Here is a 21,678-nt window from a genome sequence, read left to right as displayed (position 1 = left end):
AATTATAACAACAGTTTACAAAAAAGAATATATATCACAAAAATCGACTTATTATCGAGAAAATAACACTTATTTAATTTACGGATCGCACTTTTCATAGTACAATATAACTTAGTGTTTCAATTATGTCTTTTTATTTCTTAAGGAGCTAACTAATGAAAAATAATAATAATGAAGTTGAAGTGAATTCACGCAAAGGGAAGAGAAAAACGATAAAAAAGAATAAAAAACGAAAAATATGGATGTCTATACTCATACCAATAGGTATATTGTTCATTATTGTTACAGCTTATGCTTTAAATCTTTTCGGACGCGCGCAAAGAGCCGTTAACGATGCCTATGAAGATGATGGTAGAGAGCGATCAGAATTACGTGAAATTGATGTAGATCCAGCTGACGACCATGTGTCTGTCCTTTTCATTGGGGTAGATGAAAGTGATCACCGTGATAATTCGGGGAACGCATTATCTGATGCTTTAATTCTTGCTACATTAAATAAAGACGAGAATAGTGTGAAATTATTGAGTATTCCTAGAGATTCCTATGTCTATATTCCAGAAAGAGGTATTCATGATAAAATTAATCATGCGCATGCTTTCGGGGGACCAAAGGCGACTATCGATGCTGTGGAAGGATTTCTAGATGTCCCTGTTGATTATTTTGTTCGACTTAATTTCCATGCATTTGTCGATGTTGTTGACGCTTTAGGCGGTATTACGGTGGACGTACCTTTTGAGTTCACTGAATCCGACTCTAATGACCGACGTGATACGATCCATTTATACCCAGGAGTACAAGAGATCGATGGAGAAGAAGCACTTGCTTTTGCTAGAACAAGAAAAATGGATAATGATTTAGAACGAGGACGACGTCAGCAACAAGTAATGGAAGCAATTCTTGATAAGGCGGTTTCTATCGGTTCGATCATGAGATTTGATAATGTAATTGATGCTGTTGGAGATAATATGTCGACTAGCCTCTCCTTTAATCAGATGATGAGTTTTATTTCTTATGGTACTTCTGGAAAACTGGATGTGGAAACACTTAACCTTGAAGGTAGCGACCTATGGTTACCGAATTCCAGTGGACAACGCATTTACTACTTTGAATTAGACGAAGATCATCTTGCTGAAACACAGCGTACATTGAGAGAGCATTTGGAATTGGAATAGTCTCCACTAGACAGGGAAATCACAGGTACGATAAGTGAAAGAGGGTAAATTAATGATCTATTTAACAATAATAATACCTCATTATAACGCGGTACAGCCACTTGAATTGTTATTAGTATCAATACCCTTTACAGAGCAAGTTGAGATAATTATTGTTGATGATCGATCAGATATAAATGAATTGGAGCATTTACAACGCATAATATCTAATTCCAAGCATCAAAATATTCACTTATTAAAGAATAATACAAAACATAAAGGTGCTGGTATCTGTAGGAATATTGGTATAGAAAACGCCAAAGGTCAATGGCTATTATTTGCGGATGCTGATGATTATTTTATTGAAGGTTTTTTCGACACGATCTCAGTATATTTTAAATCAGAAAATGATGTAATTTTCTTTTCGCCAACAAGTATCGACATTCAATCACAACTTCAATCGGATAGGCATCTTATTTATCAAAAACGAATTTCAGACTACCTGGAAAAAGCTGATGAAATTTCTTTAATACTGTTAAAATACAGTTTTAAAGTACCTTGGTCAAAGTTAATACGAACATCTTTTTTAAGAGAATACAAGATTTATTTTGATGAGGTATTAGCTTCTAATGATGTCATGTTTTCTACAAAAGTAGGATATCATATGCGAGCCTTTGAAGCGTCAAGAGAAGAAATTTATTGCGTAACTGAAAGATCAGGCACACTAACAAAAAATACAAGCAAAGAAGTATTTGCTTGTAGACGCGACGTTTATATAGCTTATTGTAATTATTTAAAAGAAAGATTGCCTAAGCATGAGTTGACTATATTAGATTTACATGGTAGGTATATATTAAGTAATGCACTCTTGTATCGGATAGGATTAATGGAGACTCTCGTGACATTTTTCAAACTCAGAAGAAATAAAATCAAAGTGTTTGATTTATGGCTTCTGAATCCTAGAAAAGTGTCTAAACGAATTTTAGAAAAGTTAAAAGCACACAATAAAAATAAAAAGTTTCTTCAGTAAAAAAGGACACCATCAAACACGAAATCTGTGGTTTGATGGTGTCCTTCTTATTTAGTGACTCTTTATTCCAATGTATCCTCTTCTCAGCAAATTCGGTTAGTTCAATTAAGTCTATCTATCTGTTATTTCTGACATAATTCGCAATATACAAACCTACTGTTTTATTTTCATCCCATATTTTATTCCAGTTAGCTAGAGGAACTGGTCGATTTGGAACATATGGAGATATCTCCATTGTCATGCCTATTTGCCTTTTATTTGATACAAACCAATCTGTAAAACCACCACCACTTTGGCTGTGTTGTAAGTTAATAGGTTCATAACCTGTTATTCTACTTACGCCAAGAGTAGCTGGTCTAGTATGATTATCATAACCATACCTCGTAAAAATAACCTCACCAGAAGAATGATATGCTAAAGCTGCTTTAAAATTGTGTCTGTTGGTGAAATTATATACTGCTCTAGCTTCTGGCTCGGTTAAGGGAGCGACACCTTTATGATAGCCAAAAGCAGGCCTTCCAGGATCATTTGACCTTACATTACTCCATTTATATGGAAATTGTCGATTAAGATCAATTCCTCTTATATTTGCTTTCCAACTATCAAAATTTCTACTTCCACCGTTAATAGAGATAACACGACTTGGATTTCGAGCAGAATTCGCTCCCTCTTGTACTAACATAACCCCATCTGGATTAACCATTGGAACAAACCATATGGAGACTTCATCCAAAATTCTTTTCGTATTGTAACCATGGTAATTAGACTGATTAACATAAGATAATGCATAATCATCAATCATTTTCATTAACACATTCGTCGTCATATGCTCACGCGCATGAAATGATGCATTAAAAAATACTTCTTTTTTTCCATTACCTAGTTTAATAGCATAGATGTTCCTTCGATCTACTGAAGTACCAATTATCTTTGTTTGAATTAAATCTGGGTACATTTTCTCTAATTTTTCAATATCTTGTTGCATTTGTCGATAGGAATAATTCTGAACTCTACCATTTACAACACTTGTTGGTATGATTATAGTCTTCTTTTCTTTAGCTAAATTCAGATAATTTCTAACTCTATCTTTTGTACTTGCTTTAATTTGTGGTGTTTCTAATATCAACTCATAGCGATCAATAGCTGTTTTAAAATTTCTATTTTGATGTTGAGTAATTGCCCAATTTAATAATGAATCAGCAGATTGATTTAACTCTTCGTAGATTCGCGAACTATTCGGATATAAATAATATCCTTCTGTTAGAATTTCTATTTTTTTTGAAGAGTGATTTTCGTTTCTTCCTCTCCTTAATATATCGTTTTCTGAGGGGAGCTTAATCTGTTTGTTAGCATATGACAATTTAAGCTCTACTTGTTTACTAATTAAATCATCTAAAACTGAAATTTCACTTATTAAATTATATCGGTCAATTGCAGTATCAAAGTCATTAGTTTGATGTTGGTCTGTTGCCCATCTAAGTAATGATTCAACACTATTATTTATATTAACTATAAATCTATGATCTTCTGGATATAAATACAGGCCTTTATTTAATATTTTTATTCTACTTGATGAATGAGGTTCATTACTGGCTAAACTTAATAAGTTTATTGCAGATGGAATTCTCTCACGTACGTTAGCATATTGATTCTTGATTTGTACTTCTTTCCTTATTGGGTATTTCAAAGAAGGAACTGATAAAATAAGATCATAACGATCTACTGCAACATCAAATTTATTTGCTTGGTGTTGATTTGTAGCCCATACTAATAAATTTTCAGCGCTATTATTTAATTCGGTTTTAAAACGTGGATCGTTCGGGAACAAATAATATCCTTCTGTGAAAATCTCAATTTTTTTAGAAGAATGGCTTTCTAATGATGCTTGATTCATCAAAGTAGAAGAAGTGGGTATCCTTCTTTGGCTTTTTGCGTAAGCTAGCTTTATTTCTGTTTCTTTTACTAAAGATTTATCAATTTGTGATGCTGATAGAATCAATTCATAACGATCTTGTGCAATGTCATATTCTTGTTCCTGATGCTTTCCAGTAGCCCATTTTAATAAAGATCTTGAACTTGAATCAATTACTTCAATAAAACGATTATCATTCGGATATTGTTTATGGCCCTTGAGTGCTTCATTTATTTTTTCTGAAGAAGTTGAGTGTTTTTTAATTCTTGATACTATCATGTCTGCAGTTAACTGATTATTTATTGCGTATCGTCTAATTTCTATTAAACTATCTTGCGTTGATGCCTCTATCAAAGGTGTTGATAGAATCAGTTCATATCGACTTAAAGCAGTTTCAAAGTTACCTTTAGCGTGCTCACCAAATGCCCACTCTATTAATGAATTGGCACTTTTATTTAGTCCATCACTAATTCTTTTATCATTGTTATACAGATAATATGCCTTAGTGTAAATACTAATTCTATTCGAAGAATGTGCCTCTTGAGATGCCATATTTATTAAGGTATTAATGCTTGGTATCCTATTACCATTTTCAGCATAACTCAGTTTGATTTCCGTCTTTCTTACAAGTAGATCATCAACTTTTGGTGCTGATAAAATTAATTTATAACGATCTATCGCTGTTAAGTAATCTTCATTTTGATGTTGATCTCTTGCCCATCGAAGTAACGATTCTGAACTAGAGTTAATACCCTCTACAAATCTCTTATCAGCACTAAATTGATTGTAACCCTTAATATATAATTCTAGTGCTGATGACGAGTGGTCTTGATTCCTTGCAAGATTGTAAAGTTCATCAGCCGAATAAGATGTAGCATGAGAATGTTTAGTATTTAATATGATTAAGCTGAGCAATCCAAATATAATGATCAATATTTTTCTTTTCATATAATCTCCTTCTAAAATGACACCTACTCATACAGGTGGATTTGGACATGAACATACTACAAATAAAGTCGTTTTTAAGTCTGAAATCAACTTAGAAATGCGATGCTAAAGCAACCTTTCATTTGACTAAACTCATTCTTCAAATCTAAATGGTTCGCTCTTTTCTTCATCACCACTTTCAATCCAGGCAATCTCTTGCCATAAATTCTGACACTAACATATCATTTTCAGTTCAATTGATCTTGCGGCAGCCTTAATAATCTTCCTTCAGGTCTTAAATTCGTTAAAAGACAGTGTACTCTGGCCGCATTTTTAGAAATTAAATTAATTAGAAAAAGCTATTCAATATATTACTTATTTATATTGAATAGCTAATTTCTACTCTGTTTTGGAAAATTGTTGTATACTTGAATTAATATAATTCTCTACATTTACGCTCCCATAATACTGCAACCTTTTGGCATGCATTAAATATCCAAAATTCTCATCTACATATCGAAATGCCTTATTAACTTGACTTTCATAATAATCTTCATCGTTCATTAGCTCAGTTATTTTTTTCTGAACTTCATGTGGTTCTGCATAAATAGCCGACTCATGGAAGAGCTCCTCATACTGATAAGGTAATATTGTAGGGATACCTACAGACATTGCTTCAATAATTACCCTACCGAAAGCTTCAACCCACTGTGGATGCGTGTAATATATAAATACATCTAATTCTTTTAAAAATTCTTTTGGATGTACTTGTCCAAAATCAGTAACAGACCAATTGTCAGGGATTCTACCTATTACTGATTTCGGCGTTTCTGCGCCACCTAAAACCCTAACTTCATATCGTTCACTTTCAGGATATATATCGAGCATTTCTTTCCTATCAACTGGCCATTTCACTTCATGATCTCTTGAATGTCTGCCAATAATAATTTTGTCATCAGCATTCTTTTTAGGACGTGAAGACCTTTTCCATTCATTAATATCAATAATATTTGACCAATCCTTTTCAGAAAGTTTAATTCCCTCCAATTCATTGGCGTGGTGCTCATGTAGTACATTCCTTACTAGTGGTCCAATTGGAAACCAAGTTGCTTCTTTGTTAAAATACTCTTTTAAATGTTTATTAGCTCTAATCATATTATAACGCAAGACTGCATTAGGACCGTAATCACTTTTAGGTGGTTGATTAATAATTACATGGATACGATGAGATTTAACATCAGGTATATATTTTTGTTTTTCTTGTAAGATTGGTGGGTACCTTAATATCATTAAGTCACACTCCACCCTTTCACCATAAACAATCATCTGAACCTGATCACCATCTATTAAATCTCTAATGCTTTTATTAATAGATCTTCTAGGATCAAAATCATATCTATACATTTGACACAAACCAATTCGTAAGCCCATTTTCTTCTGAGCAACAATTTCTTCAACGTTAGACATGTTAGAACCTCCAGCCAAACGAAAATCTGAGACTAGAATAACATCAAAGGATTTTCGACGATCTTCTTTACTTCTGGATGGTAACATAGGATATGGAACAGGGAATGGTCTTTTCCTTAATGGAAAATCATACTTTAAATTATTACAATTCTGATGATAAAAAAGATAGCTATCAAAGTATTCTTTTCTAGCACCTGTTAAGTAACCATTGTAACCAAAAGCACTATTGTTAGTCAGTGAATTGTTTGTTTGGCGCTGGAACGATAAAGGTCCTGTTTTTAGATCAATAATGCTGTCCTTACCAAAAAAACGTTTTAACCTTCTAATGAATTCTCCATCAGCCATAAATCTAACGCTATCCCAATAGCCGATTGCCTCTAATGCTTGTTTACGCCTAAACATTAGTGATGAAATATTTTTAAAAATATAACCGCTATGATTAGCTCTTCTATCTAGTAGTAACTCTTCCGTAATTCTAGCTTGTTGAGATGTATTTGCTATGCATTTATGATTGTTAATCAGATGAGACACTTGAATTTCTATCTTTCTACAATGAGACCAATCATCAGCATCATTAATCGTCACGAATTCTCCAGTAGCTAATTGTAAAGCCATATTTCTCGCTACATAAGCTCCGCTATTTACTTCCGTACTTAAGAACTTCAATCTTGAATCCTTATCCTGATAAGCCTTTATTAGATTTGGTGTATTATCTGTGCTACAATCATCTACTACTATTATTTCGAGATTGGACCAAGTCTGATTTATTACGGACTCTAATGTAGTTTTTATGGTATCTTCAGCATTATAAGCTGGGATTATTACCGTGACTTTGTGTTGATCGGTCATTAAAGTCGTAGATGGATTTGCTTTTACATTTAAGTTATTGTAAGGTACACTATTTTTTGATTTTAGAGATATATTCTCCAGATCTAATTTTTCATAAATTCTATTTATCCATTCTAAACGTTTTTCAATATTATCTTCTAAAGTTGATGCTGCTAATACTAAGTCAAAGTGTTGATCTTTAGCTAACCTTGACTTTAAAACTTCTTCAGCCTGTCCTTTAAGATTTAGCACTCTGTAATTTTCAACTTCTAGAATTGTAATCGATCTCTTGAAATCACTACTCTTTAACACTTCTTTACTCTTCGCTAAGAAACGGAGTGATTCTTTAGCGTCTTCTTTCGTACGTAAATTAGCATGCCACACAGCCAACTCATATGCAGCTAAACCTTCTTCATAATTAAATACTTCTCTATTAACTATGTCTAACAATTCTTCGTATGCCTTATCGGTAAAACCTAAATTATATAATTTTCTTTTTACTCTCTCGATCTTTCTATGCGCTCCACGATGTTTTTTTGATGTCAAGGTAGTAGTGGTTTTTATTTCTTTTTGTCTTCTTTTTAAAAGGCGTTTGATTTTTCCCAAACCCTTCCTTACTACTCTTAAAGGTTTAGACAATCTCCATGCCCTACTATTAACAAGTAAATTATACTCTTGTTTAGTTGAATTTTTTAAGTTTTCAATATGATAATTTTCTTCTTTTAATCGCTCTAATTCTTCTTCTAATTCTTTGAACTGTTTTTTCAAATATACATTATTTTCTTTTTTAGTTGCTATCTCTTCATCTAAACTAACTATCTCATTATCAAGATTGTCTTTTAAATCGTATTGGCCTGATGAATGTTTTGTTTCCACCTAATCACCTTTTTCATACGTAAATTTTTTACTTATTTAAAATTCTTCTAATTTTTTGAGCGTAACTCCAAGTTTTACTTTTCCTAATTCCTTCAATTCTTCTTTTATATTTTTGTAATTCGTTGTTGTGTTTTTTCATTCTTTTATTAATTTTTGCTATTTTGCTTGAATACACTTGAATTTTGTTTTTTAATTTTTGATTATCAGCATCAATTGCTCTTATTTTCCTGTCTAATATCATAAATCTACTTAGGTTTGATTGACCCTCAATAATATTGTTGAGTAACTTGCCCTCAGGCGTATTAATAACTTGATTATTATCCATTGACCTGATATGTTTTCTAGCTTGTTTTAAACTAATTTTAGTGCTTTCCTGGGTGTAATAGCATATTAACCTTTTACTTTTTTGTGTGTCATCTAAGGGTTCTTCGACAACAATTGAGTATAGAGGTTCTCTTCTTGTCCATTTTTTTAGTTTATCATAGTCTACAGGATCCTGGATATGACCTTCAGTTGAATTCTCAGGCCACATATAAGGAACAGAGATTAAGACTCTATCTGACATCTCAAATAATTTTTGAGCAAATTTATCAGGATTAGGAACATGCTCTAACACCTGTAAACATGTTACAAAATCAAATTTATCATTTATGGTAAAATCAATAAAGTCCTGCTTTATGCCTTTTACATTTTTAGAAAAGTATGGAGCGTCAATGTCGATTGTCGTTCTATCCTCAATCCAATCAAATTCCTCAATATAATTTGCTTTATTAGAACCCACATCAAGTAAACTATTACAATCACGAGCCAATGCTTTAACGATAAGGTTAATGTATTGGTAATATATCATATTAGATCTCTCGGGCCAGTAGTTTTCCCACTGGTTTGAGTTTAATTCTTGATTTAGTCTACTATCTAACATTATTTGAACTCCTTTCCATATACCTACTTATACGTTCTAAATGAGTACTGTAACTAAAGCGTTTTTTGACACACTCATAGGCATTAGAAGCTAGCTGATCATAATACTTTTTATTTGTCATAATTTTTTTAACTTCCGAATAAACAGTATCTTCCGTTGCATACAGAACTGAATCTTCAAAAAGAGGTTTATATTGTGGCGGTAAAATAACAGGTATTTTAGTTGCCATCGCTTCAATAATAACTCTTCCAAAGGATTCAACCCAATCATCATGTGTAAAATAAACAAATATGTCTATAGTTTGAAGGAATTCTAAAGAACTTATTTCATCAAATTGATAGACAGTCCAATTATCAGGTATGTATCCTATTATTTTTTGGGGAGTCTTAGCTCCCCCAAGAATACGCACATCAATGTTTTTATCTTCTGGGTATACTTTTAATAGTTTATCTTTTTTCCCTGGCCATTTTTCACCTTTATCACGAGAGTGTCTCCCTATTCTTATATTACCATTGCTTGTTTTTTTACGACTATACTCAATACTACTCCATTCATTTATATCAATAATATTTAACCAATCATCATTAGAGAGTTCTATTTGCTCTATTTGTTTCATATGGTGATTGTATAATGCATCTCTGACTAACGGTCCAATTGGATACCATTTTGGTTTTTCATTAAATAATAAATTATAATTAACCATACATCTGTCTATATTATATCTAACTTCTCCAGATTTACTATAATCACTCATGGGTGTCTGGTTAATAATAATAATACTTGTTTTCGCCTTAACTTTCGGAATATACCTCTGATACTCCTGTAATATTGGAGGATATCTTAATACTAACAAATCACATTTAACCTTTTCACCAAAAACGATAATTTGAACATGCTCGCCATCAATTTCTTCCCTAATTTTACTATTTATTTTCTTTTTTTCCGGATAATCATAGCGCGCCATTTGAATCAACCCTGTTTTCAAACCTGCTTTTTTTTGAGCTTTGATTTCTTCTAAACTTGAGAGAGTAGACCCTCCATCTAACCTGAAATCAGAAGCGATAATTACATCGAAATGCCTAAATCCATCTTTGTCAACTTGTGACCGTTTAGGTTTCATAGGATCGGGAACAGGGAATGGTCTTTTATCCATTGGAAAATCATAATATAAGTTACTATTATTATGATAGTTCATTTGTAATTCAAGATATTCTTTTCGCGCTCCCATAAAAAAACCTGGAAAACCAAAAGCTGAATTTCCTGTCAAAGAATTTGCAGAGTAGCGTTGATAAGATAACAAACCTGTATTTAAATCAACAATTGATTTTTCTCCAAAGATAGCTCTTATTCTTCGTATGAATTCCGAGTCAGCTCCAAACCTTACTGAATCCCAATATCCTAATTTTTCATGAACAACATTCTTTCTGAACATCAGAGAAGACATATTACTTGAAACATAGCATCCCATTTTGCCTCTTCTATAGAATTTCAAATCATTAGACAATCTAGCTTGTTGAGAAGTGTTACCAATTATGTTTTTGTTATTTAATAAGTGTTTAATTTGAATTTCAATTTTTCTGGGGTGAGACCAATCATCAGCATCATTTACCGTAATATATTCTCCAGTTGCTATTTGAAGACCATAATTACGAGCAACGTATGGACCGTTATTGCTACCTAGTTCAATTAAATGAATCCTATTATCTTTTTTTATCAACCGTCTTACAATTTCGACTGTTTTATCGGTGCTAAAGTCATCAATTATTATAATCTCTATATTAACCCATGTCTGCTTCAGTAACGATCGAATTGATGTTGTTATAACATCCTCTGCATTATATACAGGCATAATTACAGATACTTTCACATCATGTTCAACACTGGGGTTTCGTTCTATTCCTTTTGTTCCTAGTCGATCATAAGGTTTTGTTTTTGATTGCTCCAGTTCAATTGCTTCAAGCTTGTATAGAGCCATTGCTTTATTAATCCACTCTAATTTAGAAATTTCATTATCTTGAAGGTTAGCCATCCCTAAATATAGATCAACATGTTTTTCTTTCCTTATGCCCTCTAGTAGTTTTCCAATAGCACGTTCTTGTTCACCTATTAATTGTAAGGATTCTGTCTCTAATATTAAAGCTCTTCTTAACTCAATTTTATTTTTTTCTAAAGCCTTAAATTGTTTTAAATATTCCAGACTTTTATTTGCATCCCTAACCGTACTTTGATTAGCATGCCACACCGCTAACTCGAACAAAGCAAACTTTTTCACACTTTTATTATACGTGTTTGTTATTACCTCGTTTAAATCGTTGTAAGCTTTTTCTTGAAACCCTAAGTTATTAAGCTTATAAATTAAAGACTCTACATGTCTAAAGTCATACTTTCGTTGTGCCCCGCTCATTATTCTACTAAAGAACTTTATTTGGTTTGCACTCATATTATCTATTATATATTTTCTTTGCCTCTTGTTCAGAAAATTATTTAATATCCAATGTAAAAAGAGGGGAATAACTTTTTTATATTTAGACATCATTTCAACACCTTTTTTACTTTTTGTTTTCTTTGTAAGCTAATACTACTTCTTCTGGCTTACCATCTAATCGTACAGTGCCTTGATCAAACCAAATTGCTCTCGTGCAAACTTTTTCTACAAAGCTCATACTATGAGTAACGATGATTACAGCTTTTGCGCTTTCCATCATTTCTTGAATCTTCTCACTCGCTTTTTGTCGAAAAGCAATATCTCCTGTTGACAAAGCTTCATCTATAATAAAAATATCTGGTTTTAATACGGCTGCTATACTAAAGCCTAATCTGGCCTTCATGCCACTTGAATATTCTTTTATAGATTTTTCTATAGCTCCACCTAGTTCAGAAAAATCAACAATCGACTGGTAATTTGATTCTACAATTTGTAAAGGGATACCAAGTAACATTCCATTTAAATATATATTGTCCTTACCAGTTAATTGTGCATTAAAACCAGTACCGTAACCTAATAGAGCAGTAGTTTCACCTTTACAATATAAATCACCGTCATCTGGTTTGATGATTTTTGTAAGCACCTTACATAGAGTACTTTTACCTGCTCCATTATGGCCTATTATACCAACAACTTCACCTTCATTAATTTTAATATTAATATTTTTTAACGCATAAAAAGCTTCTTTATTAATTCTATAATTTACACTTACATTATTCATTTCAACAACTGGTGTATCTTTCAATTTCGATTCTGTTTTTTTTAGATCTAATTTCTTCTTAATCTTTCCCTTCTTAGGCATTGTATCTTTATATTCAGTTATAATTTCTAATGGGTTACCTGTTTTTCTAATCTGACCTTTTTCTAACCAAATCAATCTCGTGCAATTTTTTTCTGCAAATTTCAGACTATGTGTCACGACTATAACAAGCTTAGCTTTTTGTACAAGTTCCTTAATTTTTTTTTCTGCTTTGGCACTAAAATCTTTGTCACCAGTATTTAGCGCTTCATCAAGTATTAAAATCTCTGGTTCTAAATGAGCCGCAACACTAAAACCTAATCTAGCTCGCATGCCACTTGAATATTTTTTCATCGGTTGATCAATAAACGAACCAATACCAGAAAATTCATGAATTACATCAAAATGTTGTTCAATTGTTTTTTTTGTTATCCCTAGCATCATCCCATTAAGATATACATTTTCTCGACCAGTCAACTCTTTATTAAAACCCATTCCCAATGAAAAGAGCGCAGAAACTTTGCCATTAACAAAAACTTCACCTTCATCAGGCAATATAATATCTGAAATCACTTTACATAAAGTTGTTTTTCCAGAACCGTTTTTACCAATAATACCTATAACTTCACCTTTATACCCAGTAAAAGAAATATCCTTTAGCGGCCAAATTTTTTTATCCTTATCAGTTTTTTTCCCTTTAAAGAAATCTATTGCATGCGACTTATAATCATCTTTGTTATTACCCTCTTTGTAAGCTACACCCAATTTATCAATACCTAAAACAACTTGGTCAGTATTTTTGAATTCTTTACTATAATTTTTTATCATTTTTTGAAACCTTCCTTAAATAAATTAAAGTGCTTTAATTATTTTATGTTCATTCACCTGATAATACTTTAACATCCAAAAAATCATTAAAAGAGACAGAATTGTAATCAATATTAAACCAAGCCAATTGGGTGATGATTGATACATCAGAACATCCCTATACGATGTTACTAAGATTGCAATAGGGTTTGCTTTAGCTAGCCAAGCAATTTGACTCGGTAGATTTCGACTCTCCCATATAATTGGGGATGTATAAAAGAAGATTCGTAAAATATGACTAATTAAATTATCGATATCCCTAATAAAAACACAAAAAAATGATATAACCATTGTTACTGCTAATAAAAATAGTAAGTGCACGAGTATTATGACGGGTAAGTAAATAGCTTGCCAACTAATTATAACTTGAAATGCTATTAGAAAAATACCAATCACAACTAGCCCAAACATAAAGTTAAATACTTGTGTTAGAGAAACTGCAAATGGAAATATAGCTTTTGGAAGATACACTTGATTTATAATTGAAGCATACTTAGTTATAGCTTTTGCTGAAGCTCTTATTGATGAATTTGTAAACCTCCATGTTACTAGTCCTATGACTAAGTACACCGGAAAGTCTTCTCCACCTCTGTTTAGTACTACCACTACTAAAAAATAGTATATAACGACATTAAGTAATGGATCTAACAGCCACCAAAGATAACCTAAGTAGCTATTTCTATGTTCAGCTTTTAATCCTGATTTAACTAAATAAAACAATAGATCTTTTCTTTTTATTATCTCTTGTAAATAAGATTTCATTTTTTGACACCTCTGCATATTTTAAGAATCTCAGTACCTTACTTAAATATATCTTAGATATTCTTTCGTTTTAAGGACGACATAATGTCCAAAGTACCATAAACTTTTAATCAAACTTAGTTTTTCTACTTTCCTATAGACTGACCAGTTCCGTTTAGCCATTATAAATTTATTGCTTGATAGAGAATCTCTTCTTACTCTATAACGAGCTAATATCTCATCCATACCCATAGTTTTATATCCATTTCTTGTTATATTGAGCCATAGTGCGTAATCTTGTCTAGACCTAATGTTTATCATTCTAAAATCCCCAATTTGTTCTTTGTCTAGTATAACAGTTAAACATCCTATTACATTTTTCTTTAATAGTTCCTCATACGTTACATATTTAGGCACACGAACATTTTTGATTTCTATATCACCATTCTTACGATAGTGTACTCTTTCGTATGCCGTATACGAAAATGCTAAATCATGATCTTGCATAAATTTTATTTGTTTACTTAGTTTCTCTGGCAACCATTGATCATCACTGTCTAGAAATGCAATATATCTTCCTCGAGCATTTTCTAGCCCTATATTCCGAGCATAACCCGCACCCATATTTTTATTGTTCTTTATTAATCTAATGCGCTGATCTTTTTGTAAATATTCTTCTATAGTTTTAACAGTATCGTCACTGGAATGGTCATCTATTAATATCATCTCCCAGTTAGAATAACTTTGATTAATTACTGATGTAACTGTATTAGATATGAATCTTTGAGCATTATATGTGGGCGTTATTACAGAAACTAGAGGATCATTTAAACGATTAGTCAATTTTCTTCACCTCTTTTTCTACCGGGAGAAACTTTTTGTAGCCATAATTGATCATACCATTTTATAAGTTTTTTTTCCTCAGTATACCAATTTAATTCATTGATAACTGCATTTTTTCCGTTTTCACCCATTTCTTTTCTCTGCTCCGGATTTTCCTGCATAAATTTAATTGCATCTTTTATTTCTTTATCATTAAATGGATTTACAGCAATTCCACATTTATGATTTTGAATGAAAGCTTTCCACACTGGAAAATCAGAACATATAATTGGAATACCAGCACTCATATATTCAAAAAACTTGGTCAATTCTTTTTTCATATAATGATCAGTGGGGGGAAATAAAGCTAAACCCGCTAACCAATCTTCATTTCTATACATGTCATCAATTTCTGTTCTTTCCACAAAACGATTAACTCCAATTAATTCTATCTTATTATCTTGATAATCAGCAATATCCTTCATTTTTTTTGCTAACTCAATAGAGCACTTCCCCACAAATACAACTGAAATATTATTGATTATATTAGGTAGCCTTGCTTGAATTATCGCACCTCTATCTTCCGAGACATTTCCTGTATATAATAGTCTATTATTCGATTTCAAAGTATCTCTATCCCTGTTAACTATTGATTCACCTATAATCGGATAGTTCAAAATACAAGTGCCTTTCTGATATTTCTCTGAATAATACTTTTCGGCTAGGCATAGTTCAATTTTCTTAGTGAGCTTATTTTCTATAAACTGATAGCAACTAGCAACAAATTTACGCACTAATTTAGGAAGATATTTCTTTTGCATTATACTCGTGACATAATCTTCATGCACATCATATACCACTACATTTTTACTGTTTTTCAATAACTTTGCAATGTGTAATAGTTCTGGATCATGTACATGATAATAGTCAGCATTCAATTTTTTAGCTGCTTTAAAAGCTATGAAAGTTGAGATTAGCATTCTTAACATTCGATTTTTATATTTCTTAATTGGAATTATATTAATGTCATTATTAGCTGTAGACCCTTCTGAAATACTAGGAGCAACAAGATAAACTTCATACCCTGCTTCTTTGAGTGACATACACTCTTTATGATAAATCCTAGTATCAAATGGATGGTGTACAGTTGTTATATGAACTACTCTTTTCGCCTTACTCACAACAGCACTCCCTTAACATCGTAAAATATTTACCATGTACTATAATAGCACATTTCCCTTCAGAAAGTATCTAGATAACAAATAATCCTTTGAGCATAACTGACGTATTCTGTTACAGTATTTATAATCGTTTACCACACAACTCTTTGCCCAATTTATTTTATTTCATCGTTGCTAAATTTCTTATATATTTTTGGTTTAATAAGACAATCGGTAGGGGAAAGTCATTAACTTCCCTACCTTACACCGCCGTCTAATGTTGCTTCTGCCTTCACAGTTCAACACTATTCCACTATAGAGCACTCATGCCCAGCACATTAAAATAAGGTTGTCTCAAAAAAATGAGACAACCTTATTAATGAAAAATATCCTTTAATTTGAAATCATTATTTAAAAGATGGGAGATCAAAAAGTATCGTTGGATTTTCTAACATGTCATACATATTTTTTATAGTAGAGACTTGCTTCGCTGCCCATCCCATATCAGTTGCATATTGTGGATATCCAGGGTTAATTGGATTCCAACGCATTTTATATAAAGTATCCTGCTGATATCTGTTGTGAATATAGCGTTCTCCTATAAATTTAGCTCCTCCAACAATCGCTTTTTCCGGGGTATTCCATCCTTCCCGATATGCTCGAATGGCTCCTAATCGATGAGGATCTGAATCAGCCGCACCAATTCCGAACATATTATATACGGGTTGTATATCAGTTAGACTATTTTGATTAGAGCTAGTAACTACAACCGGGTTACCATCTGAATTCTTACCTACTCTAATACTACCGTCCGCCAGACTTGATCTGCCGTGACCAGTTTCCAAAAGAGCATGAGAGATAAGGTAAATTTCGTTGACACGATGTTCACGTCCTGCATCAATAAAAGCTTGTCCTTGACCATGTAACACGCCTTTCCCTTCCAACACCCGGTCTATTTGACCACTAGGTACATTGGAACTTGAAGAAAGAACTAAATGTTGAAATAAGTCTTGAGTATCTGGGTTAAGATACGTCATAACATCACTTTCTTTAGCATTTCTCCAAACTCTACCAGAAATCTGTGTCCATGTGTTCCCCTTATCGACAACTGTTACTTGTGTATCATTCGAAAGCCGATAGAAAACATGACTACTAGTATTACGACTTTCATAAGCATTTGTAGCTCTTACAGTAGAAGCCACATTCCCTGATTTACTAGCTAATGAACTATGAACATACAATGTTTGATTTCTGTATCTAATTTCATACCAAACTGTATTCCCACTCACTGATGTTCCAGATACTTCTTTAATAAATTCAAAGGCTGTTCCATTGTTCAAAGTATAAGCTACATTATTTTGTGTAGTATTTGGAGCTGTTCGTACATTGACCCCACTACCTGTAATTGAGCCACTTACACTGAATTGAAGATCAGAAGTTCTTACATATACCGGACTGCTTCTATATCTATCCGTTTGCGGCGGTGGATTAAGCCCCATTTGTATCTTCATCATCTCATTAAGTGTAAGATTATAATTAGTGATTTGTTGAGTAGGTAATGTACTGCCACTTTTGGCTGAATCCAAATAAAAATCAGCTTGATTCTTTATTGCATCTGATAAATAAGGGTTGTTAATTAGGGTTGTATATCTATCAATAGCAGTCGTAAAATCACCTTTATTATGTTGTGACTTACTCCATTCTAATAGACTCCTAGCGCTATCTTCCAGACCCTTCTGAATCAAATTATTGTTCCGGTAAACACTGTACGCCTCTGTGAATATTTCAAGTTTTTTTGATGAACTAGTTTCCCTGTTTGCACGGTTTCTATATTCTGTTACGGATGGAAACACTGTATTGTTTAAAGCATATTGCAACTTAATTTCAGTCTCTTTTTTGATTGAATTATCTAATTGAGGGGCACTTAAAATTAGCTGATAGCGATCTATAGCAACATCATACCTATTCTCTCGATGTTGTCCACTTGCCCAGTTGAGTAAGGATTTAGCCGCATCAACTATACCAGTACTAATTTCTTCGTTGTTTGGAAATAATTTATTTCCCTCTGTATAGATTGTCAATCTATCAGATGAGTTGGGTTGAGACTTAGCTACACTCAGAATATTATCAAGTGAGCTAAAAACCTTACTATTCATAGCTAACATTAATTTAAACTCTGTTTCCGTTCTAAGTTCATTATCTAAAACGGGAGCATTTAAAATTCTGTTATACCTAATAATAGCAGTCTCATAGTCACCTTCTTCATGCTTACCACTTGCCCAATTTAATAGTGATTGAGCACTATCATTTATCCCATCTTTAAACCTGCTATCGGCGGGGTACAACACATGCCCTTCTACATAAGCAGCTAACCTACTTGAAGAATCAGATTGTTTTGTAGCTTGTGTATGCAACGTATTAGCAGTTGGAATAGATTCATTTTTTTCTGCATACTTTAATCTTGCTTCAACTTCTCGTTTTATATCATTATTTAATGTCGGAGCTGATAAGATTAAACGATAACTCTCGGTCGCTTTATTATGATCATTATTGTATTCATTAATTGCTAGAGTCAATAATGATCTTGCACTTGAATTTATCCTGTTACTAAAACGAGAGTCTTTTGGGTCTAAATTATATCCAGTTATATAAGTTGTTAGCTTTTCATCGGGCTTATTTTGCTTTCTTGCTATTTCGAGAAGAGCCTCTTTATATAATGGTATAATTTCACTCTGCAACTTTTCGTTTACTCCTGTTGATGAGCGAATTAATTCATAGCGATTTGCTGCAGTATGATATTCCCCATTTTCCTGTTGTTTAGTTGCCCAATTAAATAATGATAAGGCACTTTCATTCATTCCTTTAGTTATCAGGCTTGAATTACCATATAATTCGAATCCTTCTTCAAACGCAAAAATCCTCTCAGATGATGTCGATAGATTAGTAGCATAGTCATAATACATTTCTGGTGTTCTACGATTTTTTTTAGCAAAATCATATTTATATTTTGCTTCCTGTTTAATTCTGGAACTTACGCTACTATTACTCATAATTAGAGCATATCGATCTGCCGCAGTATGATAATCCTCTTTCAGATGTTGTGTACCCGCCCAGTTGAGTAATGATTTACTAGCTTCGTTCAAGCTTTCTGTAAAACCACTGTCGTTAGGGAAAGTTTCTAGAGCATGATTAAAAACTGCTATTCTATCTGAAGAATTAGAATGCTTTAATGCCATTTGAAAGAAAGACTCTCTTAGCCTATTTCTTACTTCATTCACCAAGTTTCTATTAACTCCTGGATAGGATAAGATGAGATTGTAGCGGTTAATAGCCGTTTGATAATCTTGTTTTCTTGCCCAATCAAATAATGACTTAGCACTTTCGTTAATACCAGTTTGCAAGTCCTTATTACTTGGATACAGTGCATAGGCTTGGGCAAATAAAGCTAAACGATCAGAAGAATTAGACGGTTTAGTTGCCTGATTATAAAGAGTGTTAGCACTAGGAATAACCTTTTTCGTTTCTGCTAATTTTAATCGTTTCTTAGTTTCCAATCTTATCCGATCATCCAGTATAGGTGATGATAATATTAATTCATATCTTTCTAACGCAACATCAAAATTTCCTCCTTGATGTTCACCCTTAACCCAATTTAATAATGACTTAGCACTGTCATTTATATAACTCTCAATTTTATTTGAGTTTGGGTGTAGTAAATGGCCTTCATAAAGAATAATAAGTTTATCCGAAGAATTATGTGTTTGTCTCGCAGACTCATAAAACGATTCGGCTGAGGGGGTACGTTCTCGACGTTGAGCATAGTTTAACCTAACTTCCGTCTCATCCCTTAAAAGTTGTTCTAATTCTGGTGCTGATAAGATTAATTCATAACGATTTATGGCTGTAGAGAAATTACCAGCTTCATGTTGTGACTTGGCCCAACTTAACAAAGAACTCGCACTAGAATTAATACCATTTACAAAGCGCTCATCATTTGGAAATCTACTAACTCCTTCGACAAAGTGATTTAATCTATCAGAAGAGTTCGGATGTGATGATGCATTGTACAAAAACACATTTACTGTTTCGGAGTAACTATTCGCTGCTGCTACTACGAATAGGTTACTAGAAAAGATGATACCGATCGAACAGAAAACGATTAAGATAATATTCAATTTTTTTGTTACTAACTTCAATACCACACCTCCTTATATAGATTATAAAACTTTAATACTGTTATTTCTATAGGACTTTTTTCACACTAAACCGACAATTTTCTACCTAAATAAACATAAAAACACTTACTTATTACTATAATTCCACTCTAAACACAAAATGTTCGTAGACAATATTAACTATATTTATCACGAAATCTATCATATTCTGTCAAATAAACTTTTCTGGAATTAATTTGATAACGAAACTAAAAAAGGGATTTGCGTTTTTACACAAACCCCGTACCGTTCTTTTATCATAGTTTTGCATTCAATTTCACTTTATGATACGTTTTTTTCATCATTTTTAATAACGGTGTTTTACCTTTTCCGATTACCCCTACTAACTCAGCAAAGATTTGCAATAAAACGAGAAGTGCTAAAGTTAAGAGGAACGTTATTCCGGTCGAAACTCTAGAGAATAAGATGGCAATGGTTCCAAATAAAGCTGCAAATCCATACATTATTAACACGGTGGTGCGGTGGCTGAAGCCAGCTGCCAATAATTGATAATGAATATGTTTTTTGTCTGGCAACATAATATTATCTCCATTGATTATTCGACGAACAATAGCAAATAATGTGTCAAAAATAGGTATAGCCAGGATGATTATTGGAATAATAAAACTAAATAGTGTAACATTCTTAAATAATCCTAATGTTGAGATAACCGCGATCGAATATCCTAAAAACATCGATCCAGTATCTCCCATGTATATCTTTGCTGGATAAAAATTGTGAAACAAGAAGCCGATATTACCTGCGATCAACACGGTTGCTAAATAAATAACAGCAAATTGAGCATCTGAGATCGCCATAATTAAAATACTGATTAAGCCAATCGTTGTAACACCAGAGGCTAGTCCATCTAAACCGTCAATTAGGTTAATCGCATTGGTAACACCTACAATCCAGATGACCGTTATAAATATTGCAAAAAAACTGTTGAATTCTATCGTACCTAATATCGGAAGCGTCAATTTATCAATGACAATTCCTGCAGAGATCACAATACCTGTAGCTGCTAATTGTCCTGTTAATTTAATGATTGGACGAATTTGGTATTTATCGTCTAACAGTCCAACGATCATAATTACAAATGCTCCACCGATGATTGGCAGAAAATCAGGAATAGATGGCCGCAAATAAAGCAGACCAATCGCCACACCTAAAAAGATTGCTAAACCACCTAAACGCGGTGTTGCTTTTTTATGGATTTTTCTTTCCGCGGGATGATCGAGAAAACCAAACCGTACCGCAAATTTTTTAATCGGATATACGAATAACACCGTTGAAATTAGTGTTATGAAAAAAGCAATAACTAATTGTGTAGTATTCATTTATTTCCCCTACTTTACCTGTGAATTATTTCATTATCTCAACGAAATTTCTATAGAATGACCAAAACTAATTGAACAGTTCCTCTCATCTCTAGTTCTCTTATTCCTTTTCTATACCTATAATAAACAGACGAATGAGCAACGAAATTGTTACAAATACATACGCATCTATATCTTACATCAAAATGAAGAATAAT

The 21,678-nt window shown here is 32.7% G+C and carries 12 protein-coding genes; 2 read left to right on the top strand and 10 right to left on the bottom strand.

The window, feature by feature from the left end; all coding sequences use genetic code 11:
• Positions 1-155: 155 nt before the first annotated feature.
• Positions 156-1,172 (top strand): LCP family protein, encoded by a 1,017-nt coding sequence (locus OWO01_RS10715; RefSeq protein WP_268780455.1) that lies wholly within the window; start codon positions 156-158, stop codon positions 1,170-1,172.
• Positions 1,173-1,224: 52 nt separating this feature from the next.
• Positions 1,225-2,181, top strand: coding sequence for a glycosyltransferase family A protein (locus OWO01_RS10710; RefSeq protein ID WP_268780454.1), 957 nt, complete (start codon positions 1,225-1,227; stop codon positions 2,179-2,181).
• A gap of 115 nt (positions 2,182-2,296) precedes the next feature.
• Here the strand turns inward: OWO01_RS10710 and OWO01_RS10705 are convergent, their stop codons facing one another.
• The 10 genes from OWO01_RS10705 to OWO01_RS10660 all read right to left on the bottom strand — a co-directional run bounded on the left by OWO01_RS10705 (position 2,297) and on the right by OWO01_RS10660 (position 21,481).
• A complete protein-coding gene (locus OWO01_RS10705; protein WP_268780453.1) occupies positions 2,297-5,041 on the bottom strand; it encodes a M14 family metallopeptidase in 2,745 nt (914 codons plus the stop codon).
• Positions 5,042-5,419: 378 nt separating this feature from the next.
• Complete coding sequence (locus OWO01_RS10700) at positions 5,420-8,191, bottom strand: glycosyltransferase (RefSeq protein ID WP_268780452.1); 2,772 nt, start codon at positions 8,189-8,191, stop codon at positions 5,420-5,422.
• Positions 8,192-8,219: 28 nt separating this feature from the next.
• Positions 8,220-9,113: a class I SAM-dependent methyltransferase gene (locus OWO01_RS10695; protein ID WP_268780451.1), complete on the bottom strand. Its 894-nt coding sequence runs from the start codon at positions 9,111-9,113 to the stop codon at positions 8,220-8,222.
• Complete coding sequence (locus tag OWO01_RS10690; protein WP_268780450.1) at positions 9,103-11,646, bottom strand: glycosyltransferase; 2,544 nt, start codon at positions 11,644-11,646, stop codon at positions 9,103-9,105. Before OWO01_RS10690 ends, OWO01_RS10695 begins: the two co-directional genes overlap by 11 nt.
• A gap of 16 nt (positions 11,647-11,662) precedes the next feature.
• A complete protein-coding gene (locus tag OWO01_RS10685; protein WP_268780449.1) occupies positions 11,663-13,165 on the bottom strand; it encodes an ABC transporter ATP-binding protein in 1,503 nt (500 codons plus the stop codon).
• A gap of 24 nt (positions 13,166-13,189) precedes the next feature.
• Positions 13,190-13,966 (bottom strand): ABC transporter permease, encoded by a 777-nt coding sequence (locus OWO01_RS10680; RefSeq protein WP_268780448.1) that lies wholly within the window; start codon positions 13,964-13,966, stop codon positions 13,190-13,192.
• A 42-nt stretch (positions 13,967-14,008) separates the two neighbouring features.
• Positions 14,009-14,788 (bottom strand): glycosyltransferase family 2 protein, encoded by a 780-nt coding sequence (locus OWO01_RS10675; RefSeq protein ID WP_268780447.1) that lies wholly within the window; start codon positions 14,786-14,788, stop codon positions 14,009-14,011.
• A complete protein-coding gene (locus tag OWO01_RS10670) occupies positions 14,785-15,948 on the bottom strand; it encodes a glycosyltransferase (protein WP_268780446.1) in 1,164 nt (387 codons plus the stop codon). Before OWO01_RS10670 ends, OWO01_RS10675 begins: the two co-directional genes overlap by 4 nt.
• A 386-nt stretch (positions 15,949-16,334) precedes the next feature.
• Positions 16,335-20,123: an N-acetylglucosaminidase gene (locus OWO01_RS10665; protein WP_268780445.1), complete on the bottom strand. Its 3,789-nt coding sequence runs from the start codon at positions 20,121-20,123 to the stop codon at positions 16,335-16,337.
• Between the two features lie 275 nt (positions 20,124-20,398).
• On the bottom strand, positions 20,399-21,481 hold the full coding sequence (locus OWO01_RS10660; protein WP_268780444.1) for an MraY family glycosyltransferase: 1,083 nt from the start codon (positions 21,479-21,481) through the stop codon (positions 20,399-20,401).
• Positions 21,482-21,678 lie beyond the last annotated feature (197 nt).

Source organism: Natronobacillus azotifigens (assembly GCF_026805325.1).
In the GTDB taxonomy this organism is placed as follows: Bacteria; Bacillota; Bacilli; order Bacillales; family Amphibacillaceae; genus Natronobacillus; species Natronobacillus azotifigens.
Note: the sequence above shows the minus strand (reverse complement) of the source record. Positions and strands in the feature narration are given on the sequence as shown.